Annotated in this window: 13 protein-coding genes and 1 tRNA gene; 3 read left to right on the forward strand and 11 right to left on the reverse strand. The window is 69.3% G+C overall.

The genetic code is table 11. The features are described from left to right. Positions 1-13: 13 nt before the first annotated feature. The 5 genes from ABZ909_RS04235 to ABZ909_RS04255 form a co-directional block, all read right to left on the reverse strand. The gene (locus ABZ909_RS04235; protein ID WP_356996154.1) at positions 14-1489 is read right to left on the reverse strand and encodes a penicillin-binding protein 2; all 1476 of its coding nucleotides are present in this window, start codon (positions 1487-1489) and stop codon (positions 14-16) included. Then, positions 1486-2952, reverse strand: a complete 1467-nt coding sequence (locus ABZ909_RS04240; protein ID WP_356996155.1) for an FtsW/RodA/SpoVE family cell cycle protein — start codon at positions 2950-2952, stop codon at positions 1486-1488. The genes ABZ909_RS04235 and ABZ909_RS04240 overlap by 4 nt, the downstream gene beginning before the upstream one ends. Continuing rightward, positions 2952-4454 carry a PP2C family serine/threonine-protein phosphatase gene (locus ABZ909_RS04245; protein WP_356996156.1) on the reverse strand — a complete coding sequence of 501 codons (1503 nt, stop codon included), beginning with the start codon at positions 4452-4454 and terminating at the stop codon, positions 2952-2954. The genes ABZ909_RS04240 and ABZ909_RS04245 overlap by 1 nt, the downstream gene beginning before the upstream one ends. Continuing rightward, on the reverse strand, positions 4451-4918 hold the full coding sequence (locus ABZ909_RS04250; protein ID WP_040862589.1) for an FHA domain-containing protein: 468 nt from the start codon (positions 4916-4918) through the stop codon (positions 4451-4453). The genes ABZ909_RS04245 and ABZ909_RS04250 overlap by 4 nt, the downstream gene beginning before the upstream one ends. A 208-nt stretch (positions 4919-5126) precedes the next feature. After that, on the reverse strand, positions 5127-6539 hold the full coding sequence (locus tag ABZ909_RS04255; RefSeq protein WP_356996157.1) for a DUF3662 and FHA domain-containing protein: 1413 nt from the start codon (positions 6537-6539) through the stop codon (positions 5127-5129). A gap of 291 nt (positions 6540-6830) precedes the next feature. Between ABZ909_RS04255 and ABZ909_RS04260 the strand changes: the two genes are divergently transcribed. Continuing rightward, positions 6831-6916: transfer RNA gene (locus ABZ909_RS04260), tRNA-Leu, on the forward strand. A gap of 854 nt (positions 6917-7770) precedes the next feature. Here the strand turns inward: ABZ909_RS04260 and ABZ909_RS04265 are convergent. Then, on the reverse strand, positions 7771-8823 hold the full coding sequence (locus ABZ909_RS04265) for a stage II sporulation protein M (protein WP_356996158.1): 1053 nt from the start codon (positions 8821-8823) through the stop codon (positions 7771-7773). 130 nt (positions 8824-8953) lie between these two features. On the opposite strand from ABZ909_RS04265, the gene ABZ909_RS04270 reads away from it, so the two are divergent. Beyond that, entirely contained in the window at positions 8954-9760 is an 807-nt protein-coding gene (locus ABZ909_RS04270; RefSeq protein ID WP_356996159.1) for an RDD family protein, read from the forward strand. On the opposite strand, the gene ABZ909_RS04275 is transcribed toward ABZ909_RS04270, so the two are convergent. The 5 genes from ABZ909_RS04275 to ABZ909_RS04295 all read right to left on the reverse strand — a co-directional run bounded on the left by ABZ909_RS04275 (position 9738) and on the right by ABZ909_RS04295 (position 14651). Continuing rightward, entirely contained in the window at positions 9738-11033 is a 1296-nt protein-coding gene (locus ABZ909_RS04275; RefSeq protein ID WP_356996160.1) for a DUF58 domain-containing protein, read from the reverse strand. The two genes, ABZ909_RS04270 and ABZ909_RS04275, sit on opposite strands and share 23 nt — an antisense overlap. Positions 11034-11036: 3 nt before the next feature. Further along, entirely contained in the window at positions 11037-12035 is a 999-nt protein-coding gene (locus ABZ909_RS04280; RefSeq protein WP_356996161.1) for an AAA family ATPase, read from the reverse strand. Beyond that, entirely contained in the window at positions 12032-13132 is a 1101-nt protein-coding gene (locus tag ABZ909_RS04285; RefSeq protein WP_356996162.1) for a DUF4129 domain-containing protein, read from the reverse strand. The genes ABZ909_RS04280 and ABZ909_RS04285 overlap by 4 nt, the downstream gene beginning before the upstream one ends. Then, positions 13129-14004 carry a hypothetical protein gene (locus ABZ909_RS04290; RefSeq protein WP_356996163.1) on the reverse strand — a complete coding sequence of 292 codons (876 nt, stop codon included), beginning with the start codon at positions 14002-14004 and terminating at the stop codon, positions 13129-13131. The genes ABZ909_RS04285 and ABZ909_RS04290 overlap by 4 nt, the downstream gene beginning before the upstream one ends. A 74-nt stretch (positions 14005-14078) precedes the next feature. Continuing rightward, positions 14079-14651, reverse strand: coding sequence for a TetR/AcrR family transcriptional regulator (locus ABZ909_RS04295; RefSeq protein WP_356996164.1), 573 nt, complete (start codon positions 14649-14651; stop codon positions 14079-14081). Positions 14652-14729: 78 nt separating this feature from the next. Here ABZ909_RS04295 and ABZ909_RS04300 point away from each other — a divergent pair, with 78 nt between their 5' ends. After that, a complete protein-coding gene (locus tag ABZ909_RS04300; protein ID WP_356996165.1) occupies positions 14730-16298 on the forward strand; it encodes an MFS transporter in 1569 nt (522 codons plus the stop codon). Positions 16299-16345: the final 47 nt, after the last annotated feature.

Consider the following 16345-nt stretch of genomic DNA (forward strand, 5'->3'; position numbering starts at 1 on the left):
ACCTTCATGTCGTTCAGCCCCCCAGTCCGGCATCCAGCACCGCTCGCGCGATCGGGGCGGCCACGGAGCCGCCGGTGGCCGCCAGCGCCCGGTCGCCGCCGTTCTCGACGATCACCGCGATCGCGATCTTCGGGTTCTGCGCCGGTGCGAAGGCGATGTACCAGGCGTGCGGCGGCGTGTTGCGCGGATCGTTGCCGTGCTCGGCCGTGCCGGTCTTCGACGCGATCTGATACGAGCGCGGCTGCGTCCCTCCCTGCGTGTTCTTCTCCGACTCCAGCATCAGATTGGTGATCTGGGTGGCCACCTGCGGTGTCACCGCCTGGCCCACCGAGGTCGGTTTGGTGGTCTCCAGCGTGCTCAGATCGGGCGCCTGCAGCTGGTCCACCAGGTACGGCTTCATCCGCACGCCGCCATTGGCGATGGTGGCCGCGACGACCGCGTTGTCCAGCGGGGTCATCGCGACATCGCGCTGGCCGATGCTGGACTGGGCCATGGCCGCATTGTCGGGAATCGTTCCGACGGTGCTGTCCGCCCACGGAATCGGAATATTGGGGTGCTGGGTTCCGATTCCGAACGCGCTGGCCTCGTCCTTGAGTTTCGCGGCTCCGACCTTCATACCGAGCTCGGCGAAGGCGGTGTTACAGGAGTACTTGAAAGCGTCGGTGAGAGAAGCGGTTTGGGCGTCGCCGGGACCGCAGTGGCTGCCGTTGTAGTTCTCCAGCGTAGTGGTGGTGTCGGGCAGCGTGATCCGCGGCGCCGCGGTGAACTGGTCGTCGGGCTTGGCGATGCCATTGGACAGCGCGGCCGCGGTCACGATCACCTTGAAGGTGGAGCCCGGCGGATAGGTCTGCGAGACAGCGCGATTCAGCATCGGCTGGCGCGGATCCTGTTGTAGCTGTTCCCAGGTCTTCTGGGTGGCGGCGCCGTCGTGCCCGGCCAGCAGGTTCGGGTCGTAGGACGGCGTGGACACCATGGTCAGGATGCGGCCGGTGCTGGGCTCGATGGCCACCACCGAGCCGGTCAGGTTCTTGGCGGTGAGCTGGTCGTAGGCGACCTTCTGCATGACCGGGTTGAGCGTGGTCACCACATTGCCGCCGCGCGGATCCCGGCCGGAGATCATGTCGATGAGCCGGCGCCCGAACAGGCTGTTGTCGGAGCCGTTGAGCACCGAGTCCTCGGCGTGCTCGAGCCCATTGCTGCCGTACTGCATCGAGTAGTAACCGGTGGCGGGCGCGTAGGCCAGCGGATCGGTCGGGTAGGTGCGCAGGTACTTGTAGCGGTCGTCGGTGGCGACCGACGAGGCCAGCACCGTGCCCGACGCGGAGATCTGGCCGCGCTGGCGCGCGTACTCGTCCAGCAGGACTCGCACATTGCGCGGATCGTTGCGCAGGCTGTCGGCCTTGAACACCTGCACATAGGTGGCATTGGCGAGCAGCGCGACGATCATCACCATGACCGCCAGCGCCACCCGGCGCAGAGGCGTGTTCACGCGGCACCCCCCTCGACCTTGCGCAGCAGTTGAGTCGGCGCGTCCGCGATCGGCTCCGCCCGCTTGCGGGTGGGGGCCGGCCGGCGGGCGGCGTCGGACACCTTGATCAGCAGGCCCAGCAGTACATAGTTGGCCAGCAGGGACGAACCGCCGTAGGACATGTACGGCGTGGTGAGACCGGTCAGCGGAATCAGCTTGGTGACACCGCCGACCACGACGAACACCTGGATGGCGATCGTGAAGGACAGGCCCGCGGCCAGCAGCTTGCCGAAGCTGTCGCGAATGGCCAGCGCGGTGCGGATCCCGCGAATGGTGAACACGCAGAACAGCATCAGGATGGCGGTCAGCCCGATCAGGCCGAGCTCCTCCCCGATGGCGGAGATGATGAAGTCGGTCTTGGCGAACGGCACCTGCGAGGGCCGCCCGCTGCCCAGCCCGGTCCCGGCCAGTCCGCCGGTGGCCAGCCCGAACAGCGACTGCGAGATCTGGTAGCCGGTGTTGGAATAGTCGGCGAAGGGGTGCAGCCAGGTCGAGAACCGCACCCGCACATGCCCGAAGGCGTTGTAGGCGAACACGACCCCGATGGTCAGCAGCACCAGCCCGACCGCCACCCAGCCGACGCGCTCGGTCGCGATGTAGAGCATGCACAGCACGGTGGCGAAGATGAGCAGCGAGGTGCCCAGATCCTTCTCCACCACCAGCACGCCCACCGACAGCACCCAGACCAGCAGGATCGGTCCCATGTCGCGCATGCGCGGCAGCTCCATGCCGAACACGTGCTTGCCCGCGCCGGTGAACAGGTCGCGCTTGGACACCAGCACGCCGGCGAAGAACACGATGAGCGCGATCTTGGCGAACTCACCGGGCTGAACACTGAAGCCCGGCAGGCGAATCCAGATCTTCGCGCCGTTCACCTGTGAGTACCGGTCCGGCAGCACCGCGGGCAGCGCCAGGGCGATGACCCCGATCAGGCCGAGGATATAGACGTAGCGGGCCAGGCTGCGGTAGTCACGCAGCGCGATCAACAACCCCGTGAACACCACCATCCCCAGCCCCGTCCACAGCACCTGCTGGTTGGCATCGGGGGAGGGGATGGGCAGGGAGGCGAACGCGGCGTCCTGGGCCTGCGCCAGATCGATGCGGTGGATCACCACCAGGCCCAACCCGTTCAGCAGCGCCGCGATCGGAAGTAGGAGCGGATCCGCGAAGGCCGCGAACCGCCGCACCGCCAGATGCGCGACGCCGAACAATGCGATGTACGCGGCACCGAGTTTGGCGATCTCCCAGGTGATCGCCTGCTCCTGACTGGCCTCCACCAGCACCAGCGACACCGTCGTGATGACGGCCGCCAGCCCGAGCAGCAGCAACTCGACATTGCGCCGGGTGGCGGGCGGCGGCGCAGGAGCGAATCCGCCCGGTGGACTGGGAAAAGCCCCAGTGGACGGCGGTGCCGGTGCGGACATCAGTCCGCCGTCCTGCAGTTCTGCCCCGGAGTCTGCGGTGCCGTGGTGGTGGTGACAGGAGCGGTCGGCTGGTCCGTCTTGCGGGGTTCCAGCGGGTGATTCTCGCCGGTGCGTTCACCGCCGGTGAGGCTGCCGGGCGCGGCCGGAACGACCGGGGTGGTGGTGACGGGTGTGCCGGGCTGGTTGGGGTCGGCGGGCGGCGGGACCGGCGTGGTCGCCGGGGTGACAGGCTGCTGCTTCTCGCACGGAGGCAGCAGTTCGCCCTGCACCAGGTTCCGGATCTGCTTGACGGCGTCGTCGCGGGAACCGGGCGGCAGGCCCTTGTCGACCGAATCGCGGCCGCTGGGGCGGAGATCGTTGCGGGTCAGCTGGGCGCAGCCGGAGGGAAACTTGTCGCCGGGCGCGGTCAGCGTCAATTCGCCGCCGCGTGTGACGCATCCGACCTGATCCACATCGCGGATGGAGTAGCCCAGCACCGAACCGGGCAGGCCGCGCAGCACGACCACCTTCTCGCCGTCCACACCGACGTAGTAGTTGCTGCGGATCATGTTGTAGCCCACGGTGAGCCCCGCGCCCACGGCCACCAGCAGGGCCAGCGACAGCGCCAGCCAGCGCAGTTTGTGGCTCTTCTTGGGCGGTTCGGGTTCGGGCTGCGGCACCGCGCGGCGTGGCGTGGCGCGCGGCGGGCGCATGGCGGCGGCCCGGCCGGCGGCGGTGTTCGGCGGGGGAGTGTCCTCGTCCTCGCCGGAGGCCGCGCCCGCCACGATCGGGTGGCTCTGGCCGTAGTCCAGATCGATGACGTCGGCGACCACCACGGTCACGTTGTCGGGACCGCCACTGCGCAATGCCAATTCGATGAGCCGGTCCGCCGACTCGTCTGTGGTGCCCTCGCGCAGCGTATTGGCGATGGTCTCGTCGCTCACCACGTCCGAGAGGCCGTCGGAGCAGAGCAGATAGCGGTCCCCGGCACGCGCTTCCCGGACCACCAGGGTGGGATCGATCTCGTTGCCGGTGAGCGCCCGCATGATCAGCGAGCGCTGGGGATGAGTGTGGGCCTGCTCCGGGGTGATCCGGCCCTCGTCCACCAGCGACTGCACGAAGGTGTCGTCGCGGGTGATCTGGGCCAGCTCACCGCCTCTGAGCATGTAGGCGCGGGAGTCGCCGATGTGCGCGAGGCCGAGTTTGCGGCCGGCGAACAGGATGGCGGTGAGCGTGGTGCCCATGCCGTCGAGTTCCGGCTCCTCCTCGACCTGATCGGCGATGGCCGCATTGCCTTCGTGCACAGCACGATTCAGCTTGCCGAGCAGGTCGTCGCCGGGCTCGTCGTCATCCAGATGCGCCAGGGCGGCGATCATCAGCTGCGAGGCGACCTCACCGGCGGCGTGGCCGCCCATGCCGTCCGCCAGCGCGAGCAGCCGCGCACCTGCGTAGACGGAATCCTCGTTGTTGGCTCGGACGAGACCACGGTCGCTGCGCGCTGCGTAGCGGAGAACAAGTGTCACGATCGCAGCTCGATCACTGTCTTGCCGACACGGACAGGGGTGCCGAGTGGAACTCGGACCGGAGTGGTGACCTTCGACCGGTCGAGGTAGGTCCCGTTGGTGGAACCGAGATCCTCGACGTACCAATCCTCACCGCGCGGAGACAGTCGCGCGTGGCGGGTGGAGGCGTAGTCGTCGGTGAGAACCAGTGTGGAGTCGTCGGCCCGCCCGATCAGGACCGGCTGTGTGCCGAGCGAGATGCGAGTGCCGGCGAGAGAACCCTGAGTCACCACGAGATATTTGGCGCCCTTCTGGCCCCGGCGAAATGATGGGAGCACCGCGGAACCGCCTGCGGCCCGAGGCGCGACCCGGAGGCCGGAAGCCGCGTAGATATCGCTGCGCAGGGTCCGGAGCACCGCCCACACGAACAGCCACAACAACAGCAGGAACCCCGCACGGGTCAATTGCAGGATCAATCCCTGCACGGTGCTCCACCTCCTGTTCGACCGTGTCGTAAGTACGGGGCAGTTACGGAGGTGTGGCTCCGTGACCCCCAACCGGTGTGTTGCTGGTCAGCGCGGCCAGAGTCCGCCGCGAGTATTGGCAGCATCATAGGGCCGTCGACCGGTTGCGATCACGATACGACCGAGGAATTCCCAGCCATATCGTGACCTGCACCGCGAGCTTACGGGATCAGACGATCCGGATCAGGATCTCGGAATGTCCGGCGCGGATGACATCCCCGTCGGCGAGCTGCCAATCCTGGACGGGAGACCCGTTGACCAGCGTGCCATTGGTCGAACCGAGGTCCGAGAGCATGGCGGTCTGGCCGTCCCAGCGAACCTCGATGTGCCGCCGGGAAACTCCCGTATCCGGCAACCGGAAGTGCGCGTCCTGCCCGCGGCCGATGATGTTGCTGCCCTCGCGCAACTGGTAGGTGCGGCCGGAGCCGTCGTCCAGCTGCAGCGTGGCCGAGTAGCCCGAGCCGCCGCGTGCCGGCGCCGCGCCGTAGCCGGCCTGCTGCTGGCCGTAGCCCTGCTGCTGGCCGTACCCCTGCTCGTCGCCGTAGCCGGCCTGCTCCTGGTACTGGTCGTAGCCCTGCTGACCGTAGCCCTGCTGCTGGCCGTACCCCTGGTCGGCATAGCCCTGCTGGCCGTAGCCGCCCTGCTCGTAGCCCTGCTGCTGGCCGTAGCCCTGCTGCTGGCCGTACCCCTGGTCGGCGTAGCCCTGCTGCTGGCCGTAGCCGGCCTGTTCGCTGTAGGCCTGGTCGTAGCCGTGCTGCTGCTGGCCGTACCCCTGGTCGGCGTAGCCCTGCTGCTGGCCGTAGGCCTGCTCGGACTGGCCGTAGCCTTGCTGCTGGCCGTAGCCCTGCTCGGCGTAGCCGCCCTGCTGGCCGTAACCGCCGCCCTGCTGCTGGTTGTAGTCGTAGCCGTTCTGGTAGTCGCCGTAGCCCTGCTCGGACTGGCCGTAGCCGCCCTGCTCGTAGCCCTGCTGACCACCGTGGCCGTATTCGCCGTAACCCTGCTGACCTTGACGGCCCGCAGGCGGGGGCGCGTACCCGCGGTTCCGCGGATCGGACTCCGCGGGCTCACGGCTTGGGTCGTAGCCTGAGTTCTGCGTCATGGGGCCAGCTCCTGGTTGCGGGTTGGGTCGTTGTGGGCGTTCAGGTCCCGGTGACGGGCCTGCCCGCCTCCCCGCGTCCGGATCCACCCGGCCGCGTGTCCTGAACTGTCCGGTGTGCAGCGTAGGGGATGCCTCGAACTCCACGTGCACTTCACCGTAGGTCTGCCATCCTTGCTCGCGGATGTAGTCCTGCAGATGTTTGGCGAAAGCACGCTTGGTGAGCTCGTAATCCTGCGTGGCGAGATCGCGATCCGGCTGTCCCTCGCCCTGGACGAGCTGCCGTAGATCCGACTCGTTGACGGTGATGGCATAGCTGTTCGGAGCCAGCAGATGCCCACCACCGAGATCCTGGATATGGTCGGCGGCCTCGCGCTGCAGTGCGGCCTCGACCTCCTGGGGCACGACACTCCCGCCGAAGGCGCGGGCGAAGACATCGCCGACAGCCCCCTGGAGACGGCGCTCGAATCGGGAAACAATTCCCATGGCCCCCTCCCTTCTCGGGTCCTGCCGCTCCCGTGCGGGAGCGAGCGTCGTGTCGTGTCCGACCAGCCGTGACGTGCGCGAAGCGTCCTTGAATAGCAACACGCGGACATGGCGTGTCGCCGCAAGGACACGGTGATTGCATGATATCCACGATCGTCCACACCTGTAACTCTTGGCGGCGAGCCGAGGTTCCCGGGTCGAACGCGGATCGTGATCACCCGTCCACACCCCCGATAACCAGGCGATTTCGTTTTGGTGCAGACCCCGTGATACGTTTCTTCACGTCGCTCCGGGCGAGTGGCGGAATGGCAGACGCGCTGGCTTCAGGTGCCAGTGTCCGTAAGGACGTGGGGGTTCAAGTCCCCCTTCGCCCACCATGAGGAAGGCCCTCGATCCCAATCGGATCGGGGGCCTTTCTCTATGTCCGGGGTTCTTCCATGTCCGGGGTTCTTCTGTATCCAGGGTTCGGCTGTGTCCGGGATCGGTGCCCTGCTGTCCGGGTTCGGTGTCCGGGCCCGGAGTGCGATGTCGGATCGGCATGAGTGTGGCGCCCGGGCCGGCCCGCGCGGGCGGGCCCGCAGCGCGAGTCCGCACGGTATCGGTTCCGCTCAGCGAGACTCGAAAAGTCGCTGGTCACAACGGATGTGACGAAGATCGCACACCCTCTTCGGGGTTGCCTGCCGGAGGCGTTGCCAGGGGGCGTTTCAGGGCCTTCTCGGGGGCGAAAATCGTTTGCCGGAAGATGCCGACTTGGGTATGCGCCCGATTACTGTCCAGCAATGCCTGATGATCATTTAGTGAAAGGCATTCTAAACAAACTTGAGGTTTGTTTGACCTTGGGTGATCGGTGGGCAATCGACCTGAGCTGGGATGAAATGCCAGCTTAACGGGGTTTGAACCGATGGTGAGCGGAAAATTTGCGAGTTTTTGGCAAACCAACCGACGGGGTTCGGAACGCATCACTCGCAAGGGTTCGAAAGGGGTCTGGAAACGCGACCGCGGGGATAGTTTCGGACCCCTCCGCAGACCGCCCGCAAAGCGTATGCCGGGAATTAGCGATCTTGTCGGGTTCCCTACTGGGAAAGGGTATTTCACCTGGTCGCGTTATACGTCCGGCGGGCAAGTCGGAGGTTGCGTAGCCATAACGATTGTGTAGAGTCGTCGGCAACGCTGGCCGCAGCTGAGCCGGACTCGCTGCGGCCAGTGGAACTCAATCCGAACGGTACTGCGACTACGAAGTCGCCACTCCCACAACCGGTTCCGGACCCTTCTCGATCGAATAGCCCGTGATGTGCTCCGGGCGATCACCCGCTTCCCGCCCCGACCGCAGGCGCTCCTGCTCCCGCACCGCACCGCGGCCGCGCCGGAATATATAAGCCAGGAAACCGAGTTCGGCCAGCGCACCGATGCCGACCCGGACCGTCGTGGGCAGTCCACTGGGTGTGACGAAGCCCTCGAGGAAACCCGACACCAGCAGCACGCCCACCAGCCCGAGCGCGATGACCGCGGTCGCCCGGCCCTGCCGCGCCAGCGCCTGCGGGCGGCTCTCCCGGCCCGGATCGATCAGCGTCCAGCCCAGCTTCAGACCAGCCCCGCCGGCTACGAAAATGGCTGTGAGCTCCAGCATTCCGTGCGGCAGGATCCAGCCGAAGAACGGGCCCAGCCGCCCCGCCCCCGCCATCAGCCCGGCACTGATACCGAGGTTCAAGGCGTTCATGAACAACAGATAGACGGCGGGCAGGATGAGCACTCCGAGGAAGAGCGCCATGGCCGACACCCACGCGTTGTTGGTCCACACCTTGGCGGCGAAGGCGTCGTGCGAGTGCTCGTAGTAGTAGGTCTCGAATTCGCCACCGGGCCGCGTCAAGGCATCTGTATCCGTGTCCAGGCCGAGATGTCGACGCGCGGCCTCCGACCGGGCCACCCACGCGGCCAGCCCCGTCGACCCGAGCAGGAACACCGTCGCCACCGACAGCCACCAGGGCCAAGCCCGGTACACGGCGGCCGGGAACCGGTGCGTGAAGAAGTAGGCGATCTCCCGCGGCGTGTCGATGCGGGCGCTCAGTATCCGGCCCCGGGCCCGGGTCAGCACCGCCGAGAGCCCGGCAATGAGCTCCGGATCCGCCTCGCGCGACTGCAGCCGGGCCAGCTGTTGCGACGCCAGCCGGTAGAGCCGCACCAACTCGTCGGACTCGGAACCCGTGAGCCGTTTGCCGCGGGAGGCCAACTGATCCAGCCGCTCCCAGGAAGGCCTGTGAACGAAAATGTAGGCGTCCAGATCCATCGGTACCCCTCCTGCGCTACGGCTGACAGAATGTTATCCATCGTGTTTCCGCCTGGCTGAGCAAGCCGAGGAGGTTCGCGGCCCGTCTCGTTCTGGACCGAGCGGAGCGGGGGAGCGAAGCGGAGGGCCATTGGACACAGCACTGTTCACCACCGGCGAAGCCGTGGCCGTCGAGTTGCCGATCGCGCGGATCCCCACGCGGGCGGCGGCCTTCCTGCTCGACCTGCTGCTGCAGACGGTGATCGGAACAGTGCTGGTGCTGCTGTTCGAGGCGCTGCTGGTGTGGATCGGCGCCGACCCCGCCTGGCGGGACGCCGCCGTGCTGGTGGCCATGGTGAGCGCGCTGATCGGGTATCCGGTGCTGTTCGAGACGTTCTCGCGGGGGCGCTCGGTGGGCAAGATGGCGGTCGGGCTGCGGGTGGTGCGCGCCGACGGCGGGCCCATCGACTTCCGGCACGCGGTCACCCGCGGACTGGCGGGGATCGTCGACTTCTGGATTCTGGGCACCGGGCTGATCGCCGTCGTGGTGTCGCTGTGCTCACCCCGGGCCCGGCGGGTCGGGGACGTGCTGGCGGGCACCGTCGTGGTGCACGACCGCAGCCGGCTGCCCTTCGCCGCGCTGGCCGCGCCGCCGCCCTGGCTGGCGGGTTGGGCGCGGCAGCTCGATTTGTCCGGTCTCTCCGATGAATTGGCGCTGTCGACGCGTCAGTACCTGTTGCGGTTCCGCACCCTGACCCCGGAGGTCCAGGATCGGTTGGGCCGCATGCTGGTCATCGCGGTGTGCATGAGCCTGCGCACACCGCCGCCGAACGGCTATCCGCCGCTACAGATCCTGGGCGCGGTGCTGGCCGAGCGGCAGCGGCGAGCCATCCCGCCGCCGCCCTTCGTGCGGCAACACCCGACGGCCGTGCCGGTTACAGCGCTCCGGTCCGCTTGAGTTCCAGGTATTCGTCGGCCAGCGCCTCTGGCAGCCGGTCGGGCGCATCGGCGATGACACGGACGCCCATGCGGCGCAGCGTCTCCCGGGCCACCGCGTGCTCGGCGATGACATTCTCGGCGGCGGCCGTGGCATAGAGGTCGTCCAGGCCCGAGCGGCGGGTAGCGGCGGCTGCCACCTCCGGATCGGTCACCGCGACCACCAGCACTCGATGCCGCTCGGTCAGCACCGGCAACACCGGTAGCAGACCCTCCTGCACGGTGGCGGCGTCGAGATGGGTGAACCACACCACCAGGCTGCGGCGGCGGGCACGCCGCAGCGTCGCGCGCAGCACGCCCTGATAGTCGGTGTCGACCAGTTCGGGGGTGAGCCCGGCGAGCGCGTGCATCAGCTTGATCTGCAAGCGCTTTCCGCCGATGCCACGCACCTCGGTGCGCAGTCGGCGGTCGTAGGCCAGCAGATCCACCGAGTCGCCGCCCGAGGCGGCCAGTCCGCCCAGCAGCAGGGCCGCCTCGATGGTGGCGTCCAGGCGGGTGCCGTCGCCAACCCGGCCGGCGCTCACCCGCCCGGTGTCCAGCAGCATGACCACGTGCCGGTTGCGTTCCGGCCGCCAGGTGCGGACCAGCACGTCATTGGCGCGGGCGGTGGCGCGCCAGTCGATGGTGCGCACATCGTCGCCCGCGACATACTCACGGAACGAATCGAATTCGGTGCCCTGCCCGCGAATCGTGCTGGTGTTGCGGCCCTCCAGATGCTGCAGCTGCCGGACCTTGGAGGCCAGCAGCCGCTCACTGCGGAACGGCGGCAGCGCGCGCAGCCGGGCCGGGACCTCGCGCCGTACCTGGCGGCCGGCCATGCCGAGCGGGCCCAGCAGGCGCAGCGTCACCGGACCGGCCACCCGGTCGCCGTGATAGTCCGGCGTCAGCTCGGTGCGTAGCCGAATCCTGGTGTTGGGGGGCAGGTTCAGGGCGTGGGTGCGATGGCGGGCATGCGCGCTGGGCGGCCAGTCGTCCCACAGGATGCCGCGCACCGGCCGGGCCCCGCCGTTGAGCACCGCCAGCTCCACGTCGACGCTGCGGCCGGTGCGCACCGTCGTGATGGGGGCCCGCGAAAGCTCCAGCGCGCCCGGCGATCCCAGCAACAGCAGGTCGGCCGCGATCAGCGCGACCAGCGCCAGCGTGGCGAGCAGCACACCGAGCCACGAGGGCAGCGCCAGCGTGACGAACAGGGCCGCGAGCACCGCCGCGGCGGCCAGCCGGCCGGTGACGACCACGGCCTACACCGGGACGGGGACGGACATCAGCAGCGAGGCCAGCACGCCCTCGGCGGTGACGCCCTCCACCTCGTGTTCGGGCCGCAGGTGCAGCCGGTGCCGGAGCACCGTCGTCGCAACGGCTTTCACATCGTCGGGCGTCACGTAGGCGCGCGCGTTCAGCCAGGCGAAGGCCCGCGCGGCCGCCATCAGCGCGGTCGCGCCGCGGGTGGACGCGCCGTGCGCCACGGCCGGGGAGGTGCGGGTGGCCCGGCACAGGTCCACGGTGTACGCCAGCACCTCGGGGCTGATGGCCACCTGCGCGACGGCGGCGCGGGCGGCCGCGATGTGCGCGGGACCGGCGACCGGGCGCAGTCCCGCGGCGTTCAGATCCCGCGGGTCGAAACCCGCCGCGTGCCGCTGCAGGATGCGGAATTCGTCATCGCGCCCGGGCAATTGGACATCCACCTTGAACAGGAACCGGTCCAGCTGCGCCTCCGGCAGCGGATAGGTGCCCTCCTGCTCGATCGGATTCTGGGTGGCGACCACCACGAACGGATCCGGCAGCGGCTGCGGCACGCCGTCCACCGAAACCTGGCGCTCCTCCATGGACTCCAGCAGCGCCGACTGCGTCTTCGGCGGGGTGCGGTTGATCTCGTCGGCCAGCAGCAGGTTGGTGAACACCGGGCCGCGGCGGAAGGTGAACTCGGCCGAGTGCGGATCGTAGATCTGCGAGCCGGTTACATCGCCCGGCATCAGGTCGGGGGTGAACTGGATGCGGGCGTGCTCCAGATCCAGCGCCGTGGCCAGGGCACGCACCAGCAGCGTCTTGGCCACGCCCGGAACGCCTTCCAGCAGCACGTGGCCGCGGCACAGCAGCGCCAGCACCAGGAACATGACGGCGTGGTCGTTGCCGACCACCGCCTTGCCGATCTCGGCGCGCAGCGCCAGCAGCGCCTGCTGGGCGTCCTGGGCGGTGGGCGTGTGGTTGGTGTCCACGACATCCTGGGAGAGTTCGGTCACAAGACCTCCGCTTCGATCCATTCGAGTTGTGCGGCCACGAGTTCCAGGGCGACCCGATCGGCGACCGGGTCGTACAGGGCGGCACGGATGACGGCCGGGTCCGCGCCGGTGCGGGCGCCGATGGACCCGACCACCAGCTCCGCCGGGGTGTCGGCGGTGACGCCGAGTGCGGGCCGCAGCCGGCGCAGCGACGCCGCCCGCAGTTTGGCGGCCACGTGCTCGTGATCGCGGGATTTCCGGTACAGCCCGGCCTGTCCGGCGAGCAGCTCGTGGGCCGGGGCCTCCACCGGTAGCGGTTCGCGCACGATGGCGCCGCGGCGGCGGCCACGCCACCACAGCACGGCGACCCAGGCGATGAGGAACTGCAGGCCGCCGAAGGCCAGCCGGCCCGGCAGCTGCTGGAAGATGGAGTCGCTGCCCGCGCCGAAGTTCGGCGGCGGCACGTCCGGCCGGTTGGGCGGCGGGCTCGGCGCATTCGACGGTGGCGACGGCGCGTGGGTCGGCGGCGGGGTCGACGGCCCGGACCCGGCATGGGTGAGCACGTACACCAGCACCGCGACCGCCAGCACGGCCACGACCGTGGCCCAGAAGCGCCAATCCTTCAGCAGCTGCGGCAGTTCCGCGCGTTCGCGGTCCTTCTTCTCCTTGGGGGCCTTGGCCTTGCGGGTCCGGCGCCGCTCGGTGATCTCGGCCGGGCCGGCCTTGGGCGGCGGCGCGATCGAGTACCGGTCGGCCTGTTCGAGCTGCCGGTACTCCGCCTCTGTGGCGTATCGACCGCCGTAGACGACCTCGTCGAAACTGTGTGCCGCCGATGGCAGTTCACCGGCGTCCGGGACCACCGCGGTGGCGGCCCGCGCGGTTTCCCGCGCCGTGCGCGCCCGCTCCTCGTCGAGGATGCCGCGCTGCTCCAGCCCGCGGGTGACGGCGCGGTACCGCTCGCGCAGCGCGGAACCGAAATCGCCCCGCCGCGCGGCGTCCTCGGCAGCGGCCAGGTGCGTGGCGGCCGGACCCAGCGTGGGTTCGGGTGGAGCCACGCCGACGAGATTCGGTGCGGCACCGGTTATCTCCGGCCCGGGCCCGCGGTCGGTTCCGGTCATCGGCCGCTCCCGCCGGGCACCCGGATGTCCCACGCTTCGCGGCGGCAGCGCCGGTCGACGTAGGTGACGACCTGCGTCGAGGACTCGACCAGCTCCGCGACCGCCACTATGAGCAGGGTGACGGTGATGATCAGCACCGTCACCGTCCAGCGCCGGGTGCCGGAGAATTCGGCGGTGAACTGCGGCAGCGCCAGCAGCGGCACCACCAGCACGAGCAGCAGCCCGCGCAGGTACAGCCACAGCCCGACCAGCTGCCATTCCGTCCCGCCCGCAAGCAGTTTCGCGCGCCGGGCCGCCACACTGTAGGTGGCCGACTGATCGAAGATGGTGGGCACCAGCGTGAATCGCCGCCCGCGCAGCCAGGCCAGCCAGATCACCGCGGGCGGCACGGTGAACAGCAGGGGAGTGCCGACGGCCAGTACGCCGATACCGATGAGCGTGTACATCACCTGATAGCCCAGCAGCGGACCGGCTTCCGCGGCCAGCCGCCGCAGTGCCCCGCGCCAGGTCGCCGGCCTGCGGTACACGACCGACAATCCGATCGGCACGGTCACCCCGCGGACGAACAAGCGGACCGACCAGGCGCACAGCAGGGTGACCAGCACCGCGCCCCAGAGGGTGCCGCGGTCGGAATTCCCGGTGGCGACGGCCGCCAGCACCGTGCCCGCGACGGCCACCACCGAGGCGACCAGCACGGCGACGCCGAGCAGGCCCGCCAGGATCTTGATCCGCGCCTGGATCAGCGCGAACGGGAGGTCCAGCAGTTCGCGGAACTGCATCGGGCGAATCGGCACAACCACCGGTTCGGTAGAAGTCGGTTCCCCCACCGAGCCGGTCGGCGAACCGACGGAGTCGGCGGCGGTCGGCAACACGCGGCCGAGTCTATCCGGACCAGCGTCTTCGGTCGCCCGATGCGCGTCCGGGCGGGGAACTTCGCACCCCGGGGTCAGGCGGGGGGTGTGCCGGTCTCCAGCAGCCGGGCCACGACGCGGCGATAGAGCTCGGGTTCGATCGGTGGCAGGCCCAGCAGCGCGCGCAGGTAGACGCCGTCGCCGACCAGCCGCACGATCTCGGCCCGCACCGGATCCTCGATCTCGTTGTCCAGAGCCGTCTTCCAGGACCCCATCACCTCGGTGAGGGCCCGGTCGGTCTCCGCCCGCGCGGCGTCCTGCGGCGCGTCGACGCTGCGCATGGCGGCCAGCATCGATCGGTACAGGGCGAGCTCGACGGCGTCGGCGTCGTCCTCGGGATGCGGGGCCTGCAGGTACCACTCGGCCACCGAACGCCCCTGCGCCACCGCGGCTCGCACCTGCTGGTCGGCCCGGTCGGTGACGCGGCGGAGCAGTCCGGCGAGCAGTGCGTCCTTGCTCTTGAAGTGATAGAGCAGCCCGCCCTTGGAGACACCCGCGGTGGCGGCCACGTTGTCCAGGGTCACCTGGGACAGGCCCTTGTCGAGCAGCAGGGTTTCGAGCGCGTCGAGGATCCGGTCGCGGGTGCCGGCGGGATCGCGTGTGGTCACGACGGTTGACTGTACCGTCTGGACGGTTCAGAATGCTACTGTACCGTCTGGACGGTTCACCACCGAGAGAGAAAGCTCATGAGCACCCACGCGACCGCACGTTCCGGAACTCCCGTGACCATCGACCGGCACCCCACCACGGCACCGCCGAAGGCCCGGCCCAGGGATTGGGCCGGGCTCGGCGTCCTCGCGCTCGCACTGCTGCTGATCTCCGTCGACGCCACCGTGCTCGACCTCGCGGTCCCGTCCATCAGCGCGCACCTCGCGCCCACCACGCCGCAGCTGCTGTGGATCATCGACGTCTACTCGTTCGTGCTCGCCGGCCTGCTGGTCACCATGGGCACCCTCGGCGACCGCATCGGCCGCCGCCGCCTGCTGCTCATCGGCGCGGCCGGATTCGCCCTCGCCTCGGCCATCGCGGCCTGGGCGGTCAACCCCGAGATGCTCATTGCCGCACGCGTTCTGCAGGGTGTCGCCGGTGCGACCCTGATGCCCGCCACGCTGGGCCTGATCCGGTCCATGTTCGAAGACGCCCGCCAGCGCACCCTCGCCATCTCGGTCTGGGGCGCCATGGCCGCCTCCGGCGCGGCCTTCGGGCCGCTGCTGGGCGGCTGGATGCTCGAGCACTTCTGGTGGGGCTCGGTCTTCCTGGTGAACCTGCCGGTCATGGCGCTGCTGCTGGTCCTGGCCCCGGTCCTGGTACCGGAGTCGCGCGACCCCGACCCAGGCCGCTTCGACCTGATCAGCGCCGGCCTGTCCATGCTGGCCCTGATCCCGATCGTGTACGCGGTCAAGGAGTTCGCGGCCCGCGGCCCCAACCTGAACCTGCTGATCAGCGCCGGTGTCGGCGTGGTCGCGGGCGTGGTGTTCGTGCGCCGGCAGCGCGGCCTGTCCGCCCCGCTCATCGACCTGGACCTGTTCCGGCTGCCCGCCTTCCGGGCCGCGGTCTTCACCAACCTGCTGTCGGTGTTCGCGCTGGCCGGCGTGCTGTTCTTCGGTTCGCAGTACCTGCAGCTGGTGCTGGGCAAGTCGCCGCTGGAGGCCGGCCTGCTGCTCATCCCGGGCACCATCGGCTCCATGCTGGGTGCGCTGGCCGCGGCCTGGCTGGTCCGCTACTGGCGTCCGGCGACGGTGCTCGCGGGCTCGCTGGTGACCGTCGCGATCGGTGCGGGCCTCTACTGGTTGCTGCCCACCGATCCCTCGGGCTCGGTGACCCCGTTCATCGTCGGCTTCCTGCTGATCGGCCTGGGTGAGGGCGTGGCCCTGACCGTCTCGGCCGACATGATCGTCAGCACCGCTCCCGAGGCGCGCGCCGGCAATGCCGCCGCCATCTCGGAAACGGCCATGGAAATGGGCATCGCCCTCGGCGTCGCCGTGCTGGGCAGCGCCGTCATGGCAGCCTTCCGCCACGGTCTGGACCTGACGCACGTCCCGTCCGGCCAGGCGGACGCGGCCCGCGAGTCGCTGGGCGGCGCAATCGAAACCGCCCGCGCCCTACCGCAACCCGCGGCCGGGGAACTGCTGAACTCGGCGCACTCCGCCTTCGTCAGCGGCATTCACCTGGCGGCCACCTCCACGGCGGCCATCCTGGTCCTGACCGCCTTCGTCGCCTACCGCTCGGCGACACGGAAGTCGTCGGCGGCGTGATCGAAATGGCTGTGGCCCGGATGTTTCCGTGTTCAACGTGAAACATT

Origin of the sequence: Nocardia sp. NPDC046763 (genome assembly GCF_040645495.1) — a bacterium.
In the GTDB taxonomy this organism is placed as follows: domain Bacteria; phylum Actinomycetota; class Actinomycetes; order Mycobacteriales; family Mycobacteriaceae; genus Nocardia.

Excerpts from the sequence above, each read along its gene's own strand:
- ABZ909_RS04265 (WP_356996158.1), bottom strand. The coding sequence starts at position 8,823 with ATGGATCTGGACGCCTACATTTTCGTTCACAGGCCTTCCTGGGAGCGG.
- ABZ909_RS04240 (WP_356996155.1), bottom strand. The coding sequence starts at position 2,952 with ATGTCCGCACCGGCACCGCCGTCCACTGGGGCTTTTCCCAGTCCACCG.
- ABZ909_RS04300 (WP_356996165.1), top strand. The coding sequence starts at position 14,730 with ATGAGCACCCACGCGACCGCACGTTCCGGAACTCCCGTGACCATCGAC.
- ABZ909_RS04285 (WP_356996162.1), bottom strand. The coding sequence starts at position 13,132 with ATGACCGGAACCGACCGCGGGCCCGGGCCGGAGATAACCGGTGCCGCA.
- ABZ909_RS04255 (WP_356996157.1), bottom strand. The coding sequence starts at position 6,539 with ATGGGAATTGTTTCCCGATTCGAGCGCCGTCTCCAGGGGGCTGTCGGC.